We start from the raw sequence: 15,547 nt of genomic DNA on the forward strand, positions 1-15,547 counted from the left end.
CAAAAAAATTACTGTTTTTTTGCAATTTGCGCCATTAATTCCGCTTCAGCAACCAGTTTTCCATTTGCGTAAGCATTAGCTTGCATATGACAAATTCCTCTTCTGATAGGCGTTATTAAATCACATTTAAAAATCAAAGTATCACCAGGCAATACTTTTTGTTTGAATTTGACATTGTCTATTTTCATAAAATAAGTCAAATAATTTTCTGGATCAGGAACCGTGCTCAAAACAAGAATTCCTCCTGTTTGCGCCATTGCCTCCACAATTAAAACGCCTGGCATAACTGGAGCTTCCGGAAAATGTCCAACAAAGAAATTTTCGTTCATCGTAACATTTTTCATCCCTACAACATGACTTTCAGACATTTCAATAATTCTGTCAATCAATAAAAATGGTGGTCTGTGAGGAAGAACAGCCATGATTTTATGAATATCCATCAATGGTTCTTGATGCAAATCGTAAACAGGGACATAATTTCTCTGTTCTATTTTTATGATTTTTGCCATTTTTTTGGCAAATTGTGTATTTACAAAATGTCCTGGTTTATTAGCAATAACTTTACCTTGTATTTTGGTTCCAATTAAAGCTAAATCCCCAACCACATCAAGGAGTTTATGTCTTGCAGCTTCATTAGGATAATGTAACGTAAGATTGTCTAATATTCCGTTAGGTTTCACCGTCAATTCCTCTTTACCAAATGCAACTTTCAAATTTTCCATTGTAGCTGCTGATATTTCTTTATCAACGTATACAATAGCATTATTTAAATCGCCTCCTTTGATCAATCCGTTTTCTAAAAGGGATTCTAATTCATGCAAAAAACTAAAAGTTCTGGAATCAGATATTTCTGTTTTAAATTCAGAAATGCCTTTCATAGTAGCATTTTGAGTTCCCAAAATTTTAGTTCCGAAATCAACCATCGCAGTCACACAATAATGTTCGCTGGGCATAATTAATATTTCACTTCCTGTAGCTTCATCAGTAAAAGAAATAACTTCTTTCACCACATAAACATTACGCTTTGCATTTTGTTCTTCAATACCCGCTTTTTCAAGCGATTCCACAAAATATTTAGCAGAACCATCCATTATAGGTAATTCTGATGCATTAAGTTCAATGATAACATTGTCTAAATCACATCCTGTCAAGGCGGCTAAAACGTGTTCTGGAGTTTGTATTTTTACCCCAAGTTTCTCTAAATTAGTACCTCTTTGAGTGTTTACAACATAATTTGCATCGGCTTCAACGATAGGACTTCCTTCTAGATCGACCCTAACAAAAGTAAAACCATTGTTAACTGGAGCAGGTTTGAATGTCATTTTCACTTCTTTTCCCGTATGTAATCCGACACCAGTTAGTGAAATTTCCGTTTTGATGGTCTTCTGTTTAACCATTTTTTCCATTTTTTTGGTTTAATATTTGTTTTTTTAATTTTTCTATTTCTGCGACAATTTTTGAAAAATTCTTGAAATGAACATACGATTTGCTAAAATCAGTGTATCCAAATGCTGGACTTCCTTGTAAAATATCATTGTCTTTTATATTCTTTCCAACACCAGATTGCGCTTGAATGCGAACATTGTTTCCAATAGTTAAATGTCCCGCTATTCCTACCTGACCACCAATCATTCCGTTCTTTCCAATTTTAGTAGAACCCGCAATACCTGTTTGAGCAGCAATTACTGTATTCTCTCCGATCTCAACATTATGAGCAATCTGAATTTGATTATCCAGCTTTACTCCTTTTCTAATGATTGTAGAACCCATTGTAGCCCTGTCAATAGTTGTACAAGATCCAATGTCTACATTATCTTCAATAATTACATTTCCTATCTGCGGAATTTTAGTAAAGGTTCCATCTGGATTTGGTGCAAAACCAAAACCGTCAGCCCCTATGATAGCTCCGGAATGTATCGTGCAATTATTTCCTATAATAGTTTCTGAATAAATTTTTGCACCAGCAAAAATAGTCACATTATCGCCTACTACAACATTATCTCCAAGAAAACAATTAGGATAAATTTTTACCTTTTCTCCTAATATCACATTCTCGCCTATATAACTAAAACTGCCTAAGTATAAGTTCTCTCCATAAATTGCAGTTTCTGAAATAAAGGATGGTTGTTCAATCCCATTTTTATTTCCTTTCGCCTTGTCATAAAATTCTAATAATTTAGAAAAAGACATGTAAGGATCTTCCACTTTTATTAAAGTGGTCTTTATTTCTATTTCAGGGACAAAGGTTTTATTTACAATCGTAATTGTAGCCTCCGTTGTATAAATAAAGTTATTGTATTTAGGGTTCGATAAAAAAGTTAATGAACCCTCTTTTCCTTCTTCAATCTTAGACAACTGATTCACTTCAGCTTTGGGATTCCCAACAACTTCACCCTCCAAAATACCCGCTATTTGTTCTGCTGTAAATTTCATCTTATCGGATTATATTTTTTATAGGTATAAGATGGAACTCGCTGTTTAAAGTTCTCTCAAAATTAAAAAAAAATGCTTCGGCTCGTTTCATTGCGACAAAAATATAAAAAAATAGATTTTAAATGTTCATTTCTACCAGTTGTTTTGGGTAACAGATATAATATTTGGTAACCAATTTAGATAATGATTTTAAATTCAGCTGGTCAGAGGATTCAATTACATCTTCCACTGTTCTGTCTTTTTTCAATATTCGTATTGGCTCCGCTTCTTTGCTGTAAGCTTGATTTTTTATTTTTCCTTTAAATATAAAATAATTAGTTTCTTGCAAGGTAATATTATTTTCTAATGCAAAGCGTTCTTTCAATGGCTGCAATTCTTCTAATGAAACTTTTTCACTAGTTAACTTTATCTTTAATAAATCCCTGTTTACAATCATCTTACTTAGAGAAGATAATATAAAATCATCCTGTCTTTGCCATGCTTTTAAAGCACTAATAACATCAAAATCATCCAGTTGCGAAAACAAATCTAGAGTAGATGTGTCAAAAGTTTCCATTGTGATTTTATTTCGCATAAAAAACAATAAAGGTTCGCTACACGGTAATTGCACTCCCTTAAGGGTCAGTTCTTTGGCACGCTTTAAAACTTTCGTCAAAATCAACTCCGCTACTAAACTGGTTTTATGCAAATACGCCTGCCAATACATTAATCTTCTGGACATAAGGAATTTCTCTACGGAATATATCCCTTTTTCTTCTATCACTAGATAATCATCTGTAACATTCATCATTTGAATCAGTCGCTCTGAATTGACATTTCCTTCCGCCACGCCCGAATAAAAACTATCTCGTTTTAAATAATCCATTCTATCCATATCCAATTGACTAGAAATCAATTGCAACATGAATTTCCTGTCGTACTCTCCTTTGAAAATCTGAATTGCTAAACTCAACTGACCGTTAAATTCCACATTCAACTGGTTCATAAATAAAAGTGAAATTTCTTCATGATGCACGTCCTCGACAATACTTCTTTCCATGGCATGCGAAAAAGGACCATGACCAATATCATGCAATAAAATAGCAATATATAAGGCGTTTTCTTCCTCCGAAGATATTGAAACGCCTTTAAAACGTAATACTTCAACTGCTTTTTGCATCAAATGCATACAGCCTAAAGCATGATGAAAACGAGTGTGATTTGCCCCAGGATATACTAAATACGACAATCCCATTTGGGAAATGCGACGCAACCTTTGAAAATAAGGATGCTGAACTAAGTCGTAAATTAAGGCATTAGGAATGGTAATAAACCCGTAAATGGGATCATTGAATATTTTTAGCTTATTGATTTGACTCACTATAACTTTATTTTGGTGAACAAATATAGGCAAATTAGATTGTATAACAATTAAGCACGATATATCGTGTATTTTTCATCAAATCGGATTGATTTAATAATGCTGAAAACTTCTTGAATTTAAGATTAAAGCATTCAAAACTTTGAAAAATATGTATAAAAAAGCGGGAATATCATCCCCGCTTTTTCGTTTTTCACAACACTTTCTTCTGTTCGTCTTTTATATCCACCTCGGTGACTTTACCGTATTTTTCAGCAATTTTTTTGATTTCGGCGGATTTGCCCACTAAGATAAATTGAAATTTATCTTTAGGAAAATATTTGCTAATGATTTGGTTGGCTTTTACCAAGTCAAGACCATCCACATTTTTCTCAAAATTATCGATAAAAGATTTGTCAAAATTATACCAGAACATTTGCGTCATAAGTCCAGATAGTTGACCTGCGGTTTCATAACGTGGAGGAAATTGTCCTTTGACGTAATTTTTGGCAGAGGTTAATGATTTTTCATCGAGACCATTTGTATGCAGTTTCTTTATGACTTCTAAAGCTTTATCAATTGCAGCTTCGGTCGTTTTATTGGCAGTAAAAGTGCTAATTACAAAAGAACCTCCATTTTTCAAAGTATTAAATCTACTTGATGCACCATAAGTCAAACCGGAGTTCACGCGTAGTTCATCATTCAACATAGAAGTAAATCGTCCGCCAAAAAGCGTATTTACAACCTCTATGGCGACAAAATCAGGATTATTTCTGCTAATTCCAGGTGCTCCTATATAAAATGTAGTCTCCTTAGCATCATTTTTATTAACCAATAACACTCTGTTTTCAGTAGGAACACTAATCGTTTTTAGTGCAGGATTTTCTTTTTCTTTTGTTGATTTTCCCCAAGTTGAAAATAAAGTAGTTAGCTCCCCTTTCATGTCTTTAGTATTAAAATCTCCAACTATACTTATGGCAGAATTATCAGGCTTATAATTAGTTTTATAAAAATTCATCAAATCATCAACCGTCAATTTGCTAACTGTGGAATTTATACCACTAATTACATTCCCATACGGATGATTACCGTACAAAAAAGCATCAAAATATGACCCTATTACTGATCGTGGGCTTTCTTTTTGCTGTTCAAGCATTACCAATAAACGGCTTTTCTCTTTGTTAAACTCTGCAGGATCAAAAACAGGATTGAGCAATAAATCTTTAATAATAGAAAGCACTTTAACCTTGTCTTTTGCAGCAAAATTCGAAGAAAGACCTGCATATTCTTTGGTAGCGTATGTATTTACATTGGCCCCAATAAAATCAAGTTCTTCATCTAATTTTGTCTTTGTGAAATTTTTGGTACCATGCTTTAGAGCCGTAGCAGTTAATGATGCAAGTCCAGCTTTGTCATTATCATAAATTGCGCCAGCCGGCAGTATAGCTGATACGCTAATTACTGGAACATTATGCTTTTCCATTAGGTAAACGGTAAGTCCATTAGATAATTTAAAGGTAGTGTAATCGGGTAATTTATAACTCTGTGCTGACAGACTTATATGTGCCAATACTAGTAAACAGGTAGCTAGTATTGTTTTATTGATTGATTCCATAAAATTAATTTTCTACGTTTGTTTTTAATATACCTACCGTTCTGTTGCTTTTTATAAAATATTTTTTGGCTACGTTCTGCACATCAGCAACGGTAATTTTATTGTAGTTGGCTGGGGCATTGAACATTTTTCTATAATCCCCAAAAAACACTTCGTAAGTACCTATATTGTTTGACTTCCCATCAATTGTTTCAACCTGAGAATAAAACTCCATTAGTTTCTGATTCTTTATTTTTTGAAGTTCCGTTTCACTAATGCCATTGGTTTTTATTTTTTCAATCTCCGCATAAATAGCATTTTCTAGATCTGTTTCATTTATATTCTTATTGGCAACAGCATAAAAATTAAAAAGATTAGGATCAAAACTGTCTCCAAAATCAGAAGATACTTGAGTTGCTAATTGTTGTTTATCAACCAGAGCAGTATATAATCTTGATGATTTTCCGCTTGAAAGAACGGAACTAAGAATATTCAATGCGTAATAATCTTCATTTTTTGACTCAGGAGTATGATAAGCAATCATTAAATACGGGGTCGCGACCTCTTTTTTCACGGTTATTCTTCGTTCTCCGGTTTGCGCAGGTTCTACGATATGCACAACGGGCGGTGTGGGTTGTGCCGGAATTGGTTCCAAATATTTCTCGGCCAATCGTTTCACCTGATCCAATTTGATTGCTCCGGAGACCACAACTACGCAGTTGTTTGGAGCATAGTAGGTTTTGAAATAACGTTCCAAATCTTGTTGTGTCCAGTTTTTCATATCGTCTTCATAACCAATAACTGGCCAATGATAAGGATGCTCTTGAAAAGCAGTTGCTTGCACAGATTGGGACAAAAGTCGCCATGGAGAGTTCTCCAATCCAGTACGTCGCTCGCTTAAAACTACACCTCTTTCACTTTCTACCATTTTTGGATCAATGCTTAAACTCGAAATCCTGTCGGCTTCTATATCAAAAATAATTTCTGAGGCTGATGCCGGAAACCAGTCTGTGTAAACCGTAACATTTTCTGTAGTATACGCATTATTGGCTCCTCCGTTAAATTCCATTGTTCGGTCAAAAAGTTTAGGACCATATTTTTTAGCTCCATTAAACATCATATGTTCAAAAAAATGTGAAAGTCCCGTAATTCCTTGATATTCGTTACGGCTTCCTACCTTGTAAAATAAATACATATTGGCATTGGGAATAGAAAAGTCTTCCACTACCAGGAATTTCATACCGTTTTTCAGGGTAAAGGTTTTTACATCATCTGCTTTCATTTGTGCCTGACCTATTAAGGCAAGCATCAGAAAAAGAGGCAAGATTATTTTTTTCATACTAGATAAATAAATATTAATTAAACATTTTGGTTTTGGTTGAACTTACGCTTTTGCAAAAGAAGGATAAATATACAAAGGTATTTCAGATAAATACTTCAAAATAATATTGATAAAAAGCTAAAATACTTATTTTTAATTCTCCGCTAATTTTAAAAAAAAACAATTTAATAAGTATTTATTTTAAGAATTATTATACAAAATTATTTTTTTAAATTGAGTGTTGTTTAAATCTAAAATCACTAAATATCCCAATAATGAACCTTCTAAAACAACAGAAGCTAAAACTAATTAGTATCCATCGTCTTCATCTAATTCTGATTCTTTTCTAACTGTTGTATCCGTATTAAAAAACTGGGTTACATCTTTTTTATCCTTCTGATTCTTTTTAATCAAATATAAAAGTAAAACAATTGCACCTACCAAAAATACAGCTACAATAAACCAATTTATTTCCATTTTTTTACTTTTAATAAAGTTACATAAAGATAAAAATAATCAAATTTAAAAATGTTATTCTATGATTAAAAACCGAAAAGCAGTAGTAATCATTGCTTAAAGTCAAGATCTTGTTAATGATCTTCTCCCGTTGTTCTTTTCTGCTAATGCAGTTTTAAACTTTTCAGTTTGTCTTCTATGACGTAAAACAGGTACGACTGTATGTTCCATTAATTGTTCAATATCATGAAGTTGTCCCCAAGAATTAAATATTTTTTAGAATTGTCTAGCTCTTCCAGATCGTTATCACTTAAAGCAGCAAATGCATTACAGGTAAATTCAAGATCATCATCCAAATCTTTTGTGTATTCAACTATTAATGTCCGATTCACTTTTTTGAGTCTTTCGCTGTTAATGTTTTTCAATTTTTGAATGTAAATACAATACGAATATCTTGAATTTACGACATGTGAACGTACTTTATTACTACATTTTAGAATCAAATACAGTAATCTTTTGTTATCTTAACAAAAAAAAAAGGAGAGTCATTAGCTCTCCTTTACTTGTTTTACAGTTTTCTAAGCCAGATATTTCTGAACTGAGTTTTGCAACCGTGTTCTTGTAATGAAATTACATCTTCACCGTGTGGTGACGGATAGTTATGCAAACCAATATAAAGTGTTAATCCATTAATAGTTGCGTTATTTTGGACCAAAACTCCATTATGCAGCACTGTTATTCTAGCCGGTGCATCGATATTTCCATCTGTTTTGAATCGTGGAGCGGTATAAATAATATCGTATGTATTCCATTCCAAAGGTGCTTTCATAGCATTAACTAACGGTGGATGATCTTTATAAATACTTCCTGCCTGCCCGTTACTATAGGTTCTGTTATTGTAGGAATCTAATACTTGAAGTTCGTATCTGTTTTGTAAAAATATACCGCTGTTACCTCTCCATTGTCCTCCATCAACAACAACGTCCGGTGCGCTCCACTCCACATGTAATTGACAATCTCCAAATTGCATTTTTGTCTGAATTGCCCCTGAACCATCTACCACTTCCATATATTCCTTATCTACAATTTTCCAAGGAGCTGGCTTTGTGATATCTTTTTGACTTACCCATTGATCTAAATTTTTACCGTCAAATAAAACAATAGCATCCGAAGGTGCATCTCCCATTTTTTTAGCTGGAGTTATTACTTTTACCTGCGGTTCCCAAATTTCAGTCATTTCAGGCTTCATGGCCATTGGTGATATCGGTGGTGGCATATTAACGTAGTCGTGTTGTGCCATTGCAACGGTCATTGAAAATAAAGTGAAGCTTAAAAAATAGTTTCTAATTGTATTCGGTTTCATAAATAATTTGATTTGTTAAAAAGTATAAATTTAGTATAAAATGGTTTTGTTTTACATGGAGGGAAAAAAAAGTTTTTATTATTTAAATGTCAAGATAATATGCGAGCGAATCTTTAGGTAATACCTAACTCGATTTACAAATATTTAACTAACAAATATCACACTAAGTAATTAGTACAAAATAGTGTCGTATTTTATTATTTATATGTAATAATATTTGTAAATATGTCTTCTCAAGAGATATTTAGCATTATAAATATCAGCCGAAAATCTATACTAAAACCTTTGCCAAAGTTCGAAACTTTGATAAAGATTCATTTAAATCTTTTTTCCCAATTCCTCTGCATCAATATCACTATGCGAAACATTATAAATGGCTTTTCCATCTTTAATTAAAATCAATTGTGGGGATTGATGCGTTACACCAAATTGATCTGCAATGGCATTAGAAATATCCCGATGCGCTATTAGATCTAAAAAATAAGGCGTAACTTTATCTGCGCTATTAAACTCGTTTTCAAACTGTTTAAGCGCCATCCTACTTATGCTGCATCGGGTGCTGTGCTTAAAAATAGCTACCGGCTTTTCATTCGAAATAGCAATAATTTCATTCAGTTGCCCTAAATCGGTTAGTTCATTCCAGTTGATTTTATTTTCTTTTGAATCCTTGGCGTCTGAACTGTTAAAAATATTTTGAAAAAAACTCATAAATTTCTTATTTTAAGACATTTTCACTTTAAAGTATGATAGAAATCATGAAATTTCCGTCAATTTGTCTGTATTATTGTATTGAATATAATTCGCAAAGTTAGTCAAATAACAACAAAACAATATACCATCATGAACATAAATAAATTTACTATCAAATCTCAGGAAGCCATTCAGCTTTCCCAACAATTGGCGCAAAGTAACGGGCAACAACAAATAGAAAACGAACATATTTTCAAAGCTATTTTTGAAGTAGATGAAAATGTGGCGCCTTTTATATTAAAGAAACTGAATGTAAACGTACCTCTGTTTCTTCAAATATTAGATAGCACGATTCAGAGTTTTCCAAAAGTTTCCGGCGGCGAAATAATGCTTTCCAGAACCGCAAATACAACCCTTAACGAAGCCGAAATTATCGCAAAAAAAATGAATGATGAATTCGTTTCTATTGAGCATTTAATTTTGGCCATTTTTGATTCGAAAACAAAGTCTGCCCAAATCTTAAAAGATCAGGGAGTAACCGGAAAAGGTCTAAAAGCCGCCATAGAAGAATTGCGAAAAGGTGAAAAAGTAACCTCTGCCTCTGCTGAGGAGACCTATAATTCTTTAAATAAATACGCCAAAAACCTCAACGAATTGGCCCGTGCCGGAAAACTCGATCCAGTAATTGGCCGTGACGAGGAAATTCGCAGGGTACTACAAATTCTAACCCGAAGAACTAAAAACAACCCAATGCTCGTGGGAGAACCAGGAGTCGGAAAAACTGCCATTGCCGAAGGATTAGCACACCGAATTGTAGATGGAGATGTTCCAGATAATTTGAAAGATAAAATCGTGTATTCCCTTGATATGGGAGCATTAATTGCAGGTGCCAAATACAAAGGGGAATTTGAAGAACGGTTAAAATCCGTGGTAAAAGAAGTGACTTCTGCCGAAGGTGATATTGTTTTATTCATTGACGAAATCCATACATTGGTAGGAGCCGGTGGTGGCGAAGGCGCTATGGATGCGGCTAATATTCTGAAACCGGCGTTGGCTCGTGGAGAACTACGTGCCATTGGAGCCACAACATTGGACGAATATCAAAAATATTTTGAAAAAGACAAAGCACTCGAAAGACGTTTCCAAAAAATAATGGTCGAAGAACCAGATACTGAAAGTGCCATTTCGATTTTACGTGGAATCAAAGAAAAATACGAAACACATCATAAAGTCCAAATCAAAGACGATGCTATTATTGCGGCTGTCGAATTATCGCAACGGTATATTACGAACCGTTTTCTTCCAGATAAAGCTATCGATTTAATGGATGAAGCCGCTTCAAAATTGCGTATGGAAATCAATTCGAAACCGGAGGAACTCGATGTTTTGGATCGAAAAATCATGCAATTGGAAATTGAAATTGAAGCCATTAAACGAGAAAAAGATGAAAACAAACTCAAAATTTTAGGAATGGATTTGGCGAATCTCAAAGAAGATCGCAACGAAATCTACGCCAAATGGAAATCAGAGAAAGATGTAGTCGATAACATTCAAAGCGTAAAAACGGAAATTGAAGACTTAAAATACGAAGCCGAACGTGCCGAACGTGACGGTGATTATGGAAAAGTAGCCGAAATTCGGTACGGTAAAATCAAGGAAGCACAAGAACGTTTAGCTATTTTACTCAAGGAACTACAAGAAAACCAATCTGGAACTTCATTGATAAAAGAAGAAGTTACCCGCGAAGACATTGCCGAAGTGGTAGCCAAATGGACTGGAATTCCGGTGATGAAAATGCTTCAGGGCGAACGAGAAAAACTACTTAAACTGGAAGATGAATTGCATCACAGAGTCGTAGGACAGGAAGAAGCCATTCAGGCGGTAAGTGATGCTGTGCGCAGAAGCCGTGCGGGATTGCAGGATATGAAAAAACCAGTGGGAACCTTTCTTTTCCTTGGCACAACGGGTGTTGGTAAAACCGAATTGGCAAAAGCCTTGGCCGAATACCTATTTGACGATGAAAATGCGATGACGCGTATTGACATGAGCGAATACCAAGAACGCCACAGCGTAAGCCGTTTGGTGGGTGCGCCTCCGGGATATGTGGGATATGATGAAGGCGGACAATTGACCGAAGCCGTGCGTAGAAAACCCTATTCCGTGATATTATTGGATGAAATTGAAAAAGCGCATCCGGACACGTTTAATATCTTGCTACAAGTCTTGGATGAAGGACGTTTGACCGATAACAAAGGGCGTTTAGCCGATTTTAAAAACACGATTATCATCATGACTTCTAATATGGGAAGCCAAATTATTCAGGAGAAATTCGAAAATCTAAAAGAAAGTGTGGAAGCCGCAACCGAACTCGCCAAAGTCGAAGTGCTGGGGTTGCTAAAACAAACGGTTCGTCCTGAATTCATCAATCGTATTGATGAAATCGTAATGTTCACGCCATTGACTAATGAAAATATTGCTCAAATTGTAGGGTTGCAACTGAAAAATGTGACCAAAATGTTGGCGCAACAAGGCATTACGATGGATGCTACTCCGGAAGCTATTGCCTACTTATCTGAGAAAGGATACGATCCGCAATTTGGAGCGAGACCCGTGAAAAGAGTGATTCAAAGAGACGTGCTCAATGAATTATCCAAAGAAATTCTATCGGGAAAAATAACTACAGACAGTATCGTTTTGATCGATGCATTTGATGGAAAATTGGTTTTTAGGAATCAAACCGAGTTGGTGGGTTAAAGAGGCCAGTAAAAAGCTTTGCTAAAGTTCAAAACTTTGGTGAAGCTGATAGAAAACATCAGTCGAAAGCTGGTGTTTTTTTTATGTCTTTTTTTAGGAGCAGAACATTTCTAATTTTTCAAGACGTGCTGTCCCGCTGTCCGCAGTATCTTTTTTTAAACGCAACCCTATCGCATTTCAAAACTCTGAAAAGGTTAAAAGCGTTTATAAAAAAGGATACTTGCTTCCATCGGGGCTAAGTGACAACAACCTTTTTCCAGAATAAAATTTTGATAAGCAAACTACTTTGGTAACTATTTAGATCTTTTATTAACCCTTTCCAAATAAACGGTTACGTAATAATTTGTAGTATATTATTTATATCTTAGCAAAACTATAAAAAGGGTAATTTTGGAGGAGTACTGATATGGGCCGAGCCGATGGCTCTTTATGATGCTGGAGTTTCTTTATGTCAACTGGACTAAAGTCCAGCCTTACAAAATGAGTCGAGCCGATGGCTCTGAGACGTATGAAGAAGTTCCATAGGAATGGTACCTATTGTAGCAAGGGATTTTAATCCGTTGGTATTAAAAACAGAACAAAACGCATCCAAAAGCTCCATAGGAACGGCTCATATTGTAGCAACGGATTTTAATTCGTTGATGTTAAAAACAAAACAAAACACATGCAAAAGTTCCATAGGAACGGCTCATATTGTAGCAACGGATTTTAATCCGTTGGTATTAAAATAAAAACGAATAAAGATTCAGCTAAAAATATAAAATGGCAAATACCTATCATCAAGTTTACATTCAAGCAGTTTTTGCAGTAAAGTATCGAGAAGCCGTTATTAGTAAGGAATGGAAATCTATATTAATGGGAGTAATTGGTAATTTGATTAATGAAACTGGGTGCAAAACCATTATTGTTAATGGCGCTGAAGACCACGTGCATTGTTTCTTTGGATTGAAGCCAGTGGTTTCTATTTCAGAATTGATGAAAACCGTTAAAGCAAAATCATCCAAATATATCAATGACCACCAACTGACAAAATCAAGATTTGAATGGCAGGAAGGTTATGGTGTTTTTTCGTATAGTCGTTCCCAAGTTGATACTGTTTATAAATACATTGCCAATCAGGAAGCGCATCATAAGAAACAATCCTTCAAAGAGGAATATTTAGTATTTTTAGATAAGTTTGAAGTGCCGTTTGATGAAAGGTATATTTTTGAACATCTTACATAACTCAGGCTAGGCGAAGTCTCATGTACGAATTCTCAAGACTTCGTACCATTGCAAAATGCAAGTTCACTACCAACTCAATCAAATTACATAACCCTATTATTACCTTAACTTTGCAGCTATACTTAATCCTATTCCAACCATTTAAAAAATAGAGTCATGAATATTTTAGAATTAATAAAAAAAAGATATACAGCAAAGAAGTACAATGCTGACAAAGCAATACCACAAGAAAAAATTGAAGATTTGAAAGAGGTTTTACGCCTCACTCCTTCCTCAATAAATATTCAACCTTGGAAATTTACATTTGTTCAAAATCCAGAAATTAAAGCAAAATTAGCTTCTGTTTCCATGCATAATGAAGAAAAAATAAATCAAGCGCAACTATTAGTTGTATTTAGTGTAGCCGATGATTTGGATGCTTTTCAAAAAGTGGTAGACACCGAATTACCGCAGGCCAGAAGGGATTGGTACAATCAAATGAAAGCAAGTATGCCAGAAGCCGATTTGAAAATATGGTTGTCTAAACAAGTGTACATCGCCTTGGGAGTTGGTTTGACGGCTAGTGTTGCATTAGGTTTGGATTCGACAGCAATGGAAGGTATTGAATCGGATAAATACAGGGACATTCTTAATATGACAGCTTACATAGCACTCTTTGCAATGGCCGTAGGTTACGGTTCGGAAGATGATTTTAACCGAATTGAAATAACACCAAAATCCAGAAGATTACAAGAGAGTGTAATTGAAACTATTTAAACAAAAACGGATTAAACCATATGTATATTCTAAGATAAAAAATAATTCCCCAACTGTTCGAAGTCTCCATACTTCGGACAGTTGGAAAATTTAAAATTCTTATGCTTCGAACTTTTTATATTTAAAAAAAATCCGAGAATTACGGTTTAAAACTACCTCAAAGTAGTTCGAGTTTATTTCGCCTAAAAAACAAAAAAATATACAAACCAAATAACTACCTTTGAGAGACTAAAAACAATGTAATCATGGGAGCTTTAGAGTTAAGAGATAGCATTTTAGAATCTATAAATACTGCAGATGAACGTCTTCTGAAGGTCGTTAAAGCGGTTATAGAAAGCTATCAAGAAGAGGAAATAGTAGCTTTTACAGTTGACGGGGAACCAATAACCCGAGCGATGTATAAATCGGAATTAGCAGAAGCAAAAGCAGAAATAAAACGAGGAGAATATAGTACGCAGGAAGATTTAGAAAAAGAATCTGAGAATTGGTAATGGATAAATTAAAAATTATCTGGACAAAAACAGCCAAAACACAATTAAAAACCATCTTCGATTATTATAATGAAAAATCAGCACAAGGAGCAACGAATGTAAAAGATGAGATTCTAAAAGTAACAAGAGAACTTCGTTATATAGAACAATATCAGAAAGACAAAATAGAACCTGAGTATAGAAGAATCATTGTAAGAGATTATAAATTGCTCTACAAAGAGGAAGAAAAAGGAGTTGTATTTATAGCAAGGATGTTTTGCACTAAACAAAATCCAAATAAACAGTTAGAATAAAAAAGAGTTGAAAGAGACTCTTTTTTTATGAAATAACATCTATGGATTAAAATTATTAATCGAACTTAGGCTATAAATTTGTAATAGAACAAGAGACTAAAACAATATCCTATCTTTGGGCAGGATCTTCAAACAAGAATCGAAATGCTGAATTTTTCGATTCCTATAAAAATATAAAATGAAATTTAAAGGAATTATTTTTGATTTAGACGGAACACTGGTGAATTCTCTGGAAGACATTGCAGATGCGATGAACAGTGTCCTTCAAAGCCTCAACTTCCCTACTCACAGTTATGATGCTTATCAATATTTCATTGGCAGCGGCCTCAGAAATTTGGTCACTAAAGCCTTGCCGGCAACACATAATGAGGAAACACAAATTGATCAGTGTTACCATTTGATGGTTGCAGTATATCGTGATAATTGTACGCGTAAAACAAAAGCCTATGAAGGGATTTTCGAATTATTAGACGAATTAAAATCACGCAATATAAAACTAAGCGTATTCTCGAATAAAGCAGATGACCTGACAAAGGAAATTACAGCAGCCCTATTTCCTGATTATTTTAATCCAATACTAGGTTTGACGACAGAATCACTAAAAAAACCGAATCCATTTAAAACAGTGGAAATAAGTAAACACTTTGGATTAAAAGCCGAAGAAATCATTTTCATAGGGGATTCCGGCATTGATATGCAAACGGCAACGAATGCCAATATGTGTGCCGTAGGGGTTTCATGGGGCTATAGACCAGAAGAAGAATTGATTTCGAATGGCGCAAAATATGTATTAAACCAACCAGCTGATTTAATTGCTATTTTATAATTATTCT

Annotated in this window: 16 protein-coding genes; 7 read left to right on the plus strand and 9 right to left on the minus strand. The window is 34.4% G+C overall.

The window, feature by feature from the left end:
* Positions 1–8: 8 nt before the first annotated feature.
* From ACFX5D_RS13855 to ytxJ, 9 genes are all read right to left on the minus strand, one after another.
* Positions 9–1,397: a bifunctional UDP-3-O-[3-hydroxymyristoyl] N-acetylglucosamine deacetylase/3-hydroxyacyl-ACP dehydratase gene (locus ACFX5D_RS13855; protein WP_379858872.1), complete on the minus strand. Its 1,389-nt coding sequence runs from the start codon at positions 1,395–1,397 to the stop codon at positions 9–11.
* Complete coding sequence (gene lpxD, locus ACFX5D_RS13860) at positions 1,390–2,433, minus strand: UDP-3-O-(3-hydroxymyristoyl)glucosamine N-acyltransferase (RefSeq protein ID WP_379858798.1); 1,044 nt, start codon at positions 2,431–2,433, stop codon at positions 1,390–1,392. The genes ACFX5D_RS13855 and lpxD overlap by 8 nt, the downstream gene beginning before the upstream one ends.
* Positions 2,434–2,551: 118 nt before the next feature.
* Positions 2,552–3,793: an HD domain-containing protein gene (locus tag ACFX5D_RS13865; RefSeq protein WP_379858799.1), complete on the minus strand. Its 1,242-nt coding sequence runs from the start codon at positions 3,791–3,793 to the stop codon at positions 2,552–2,554.
* Between the two features lie 193 nt (positions 3,794–3,986).
* Positions 3,987–5,387 carry a M16 family metallopeptidase gene (locus tag ACFX5D_RS13870; RefSeq protein ID WP_379858800.1) on the minus strand — a complete coding sequence of 467 codons (1,401 nt, stop codon included), beginning with the start codon at positions 5,385–5,387 and terminating at the stop codon, positions 3,987–3,989.
* 4 nt (positions 5,388–5,391) lie between these two features.
* Entirely contained in the window at positions 5,392–6,705 is a 1,314-nt protein-coding gene (locus ACFX5D_RS13875; RefSeq protein WP_379858801.1) for a M16 family metallopeptidase, read from the minus strand.
* Positions 6,706–6,996: 291 nt separating this feature from the next.
* The gene (locus ACFX5D_RS13880) at positions 6,997–7,164 is read right to left on the minus strand and encodes a hypothetical protein (RefSeq protein ID WP_379858802.1); all 168 of its coding nucleotides are present in this window, start codon (positions 7,162–7,164) and stop codon (positions 6,997–6,999) included.
* Positions 7,165–7,373: 209 nt separating this feature from the next.
* Entirely contained in the window at positions 7,374–7,568 is a 195-nt protein-coding gene (locus tag ACFX5D_RS13885) for a hypothetical protein (RefSeq protein WP_379858803.1), read from the minus strand.
* 143 nt (positions 7,569–7,711) lie between these two features.
* Complete coding sequence (locus ACFX5D_RS13890; protein WP_379858804.1) at positions 7,712–8,506, minus strand: 3-keto-disaccharide hydrolase; 795 nt, start codon at positions 8,504–8,506, stop codon at positions 7,712–7,714.
* A gap of 318 nt (positions 8,507–8,824) precedes the next feature.
* The gene (ytxJ, locus tag ACFX5D_RS13895) at positions 8,825–9,214 is read right to left on the minus strand and encodes a bacillithiol system redox-active protein YtxJ (RefSeq protein ID WP_379858805.1); all 390 of its coding nucleotides are present in this window, start codon (positions 9,212–9,214) and stop codon (positions 8,825–8,827) included.
* Between the two features lie 132 nt (positions 9,215–9,346).
* Between ytxJ and clpB the strand changes: the two genes are divergently transcribed.
* From clpB to ACFX5D_RS13930, 7 genes are all read left to right on the plus strand, one after another.
* On the plus strand, positions 9,347–11,950 hold the full coding sequence (clpB, locus tag ACFX5D_RS13900; protein WP_379858807.1) for an ATP-dependent chaperone ClpB: 2,604 nt from the start codon (positions 9,347–9,349) through the stop codon (positions 11,948–11,950).
* 527 nt (positions 11,951–12,477) lie between these two features.
* Positions 12,478–12,681 (plus strand): hypothetical protein, encoded by a 204-nt coding sequence (locus ACFX5D_RS13905; protein ID WP_379858808.1) that lies wholly within the window; start codon positions 12,478–12,480, stop codon positions 12,679–12,681.
* A 31-nt stretch (positions 12,682–12,712) separates the two neighbouring features.
* Entirely contained in the window at positions 12,713–13,174 is a 462-nt protein-coding gene (gene tnpA, locus ACFX5D_RS13910) for an IS200/IS605 family transposase (RefSeq protein ID WP_379858809.1), read from the plus strand.
* 156 nt (positions 13,175–13,330) lie between these two features.
* A complete protein-coding gene (locus ACFX5D_RS13915) occupies positions 13,331–13,930 on the plus strand; it encodes a nitroreductase family protein (protein WP_379858810.1) in 600 nt (199 codons plus the stop codon).
* A gap of 245 nt (positions 13,931–14,175) precedes the next feature.
* Positions 14,176–14,421, plus strand: coding sequence for a hypothetical protein (locus ACFX5D_RS13920; protein ID WP_379858811.1), 246 nt, complete (start codon positions 14,176–14,178; stop codon positions 14,419–14,421).
* Positions 14,421–14,714: a type II toxin-antitoxin system RelE/ParE family toxin gene (locus ACFX5D_RS13925; protein ID WP_379858812.1), complete on the plus strand. Its 294-nt coding sequence runs from the start codon at positions 14,421–14,423 to the stop codon at positions 14,712–14,714. Before ACFX5D_RS13920 ends, ACFX5D_RS13925 begins: the two co-directional genes overlap by 1 nt.
* Positions 14,715–14,892: 178 nt before the next feature.
* Entirely contained in the window at positions 14,893–15,540 is a 648-nt protein-coding gene (locus ACFX5D_RS13930) for an HAD family hydrolase (RefSeq protein WP_379858813.1), read from the plus strand.
* The last annotated feature ends 7 nt before the right edge of the window (positions 15,541–15,547 follow it).

This window comes from Flavobacterium fructosi, from assembly GCF_042787335.1.
Classification (GTDB): domain Bacteria; phylum Bacteroidota; class Bacteroidia; order Flavobacteriales; family Flavobacteriaceae; genus Flavobacterium; species Flavobacterium fructosi.

What these genes read in the sequence shown, in the direction of transcription:
- ACFX5D_RS13855 (WP_379858872.1), bottom strand. Translation starts at nt 1,397, where the DNA reads ATGGTTAAACAGAAGACCATCAAAACGGAAATTTCACTAACTGGTGTC.
- lpxD (WP_379858798.1), bottom strand. Translation starts at nt 2,433, where the DNA reads ATGAAATTTACAGCAGAACAAATAGCGGGTATTTTGGAGGGTGAAGTT.
- ACFX5D_RS13870 (WP_379858800.1), bottom strand. Translation starts at nt 5,387, where the DNA reads ATGGAATCAATCAATAAAACAATACTAGCTACCTGTTTACTAGTATTG.
- ACFX5D_RS13875 (WP_379858801.1), bottom strand. Translation starts at nt 6,705, where the DNA reads ATGAAAAAAATAATCTTGCCTCTTTTTCTGATGCTTGCCTTAATAGGT.
- ACFX5D_RS13880 (WP_379858802.1), bottom strand. Translation starts at nt 7,164, where the DNA reads ATGGAAATAAATTGGTTTATTGTAGCTGTATTTTTGGTAGGTGCAATT.
- ACFX5D_RS13890 (WP_379858804.1), bottom strand. Translation starts at nt 8,506, where the DNA reads ATGAAACCGAATACAATTAGAAACTATTTTTTAAGCTTCACTTTATTT.
- ytxJ (WP_379858805.1), bottom strand. Translation starts at nt 9,214, where the DNA reads ATGAGTTTTTTTCAAAATATTTTTAACAGTTCAGACGCCAAGGATTCA.
- clpB (WP_379858807.1), top strand. Translation starts at nt 9,347, where the DNA reads ATGAACATAAATAAATTTACTATCAAATCTCAGGAAGCCATTCAGCTT.
- ACFX5D_RS13905 (WP_379858808.1), top strand. Translation starts at nt 12,478, where the DNA reads ATGGTACCTATTGTAGCAAGGGATTTTAATCCGTTGGTATTAAAAACA.
- tnpA (WP_379858809.1), top strand. Translation starts at nt 12,713, where the DNA reads ATGGCAAATACCTATCATCAAGTTTACATTCAAGCAGTTTTTGCAGTA.
- ACFX5D_RS13915 (WP_379858810.1), top strand. Translation starts at nt 13,331, where the DNA reads ATGAATATTTTAGAATTAATAAAAAAAAGATATACAGCAAAGAAGTAC.
- ACFX5D_RS13920 (WP_379858811.1), top strand. Translation starts at nt 14,176, where the DNA reads ATGGGAGCTTTAGAGTTAAGAGATAGCATTTTAGAATCTATAAATACT.
- ACFX5D_RS13925 (WP_379858812.1), top strand. Translation starts at nt 14,421, where the DNA reads ATGGATAAATTAAAAATTATCTGGACAAAAACAGCCAAAACACAATTA.
- ACFX5D_RS13930 (WP_379858813.1), top strand. Translation starts at nt 14,893, where the DNA reads ATGAAATTTAAAGGAATTATTTTTGATTTAGACGGAACACTGGTGAAT.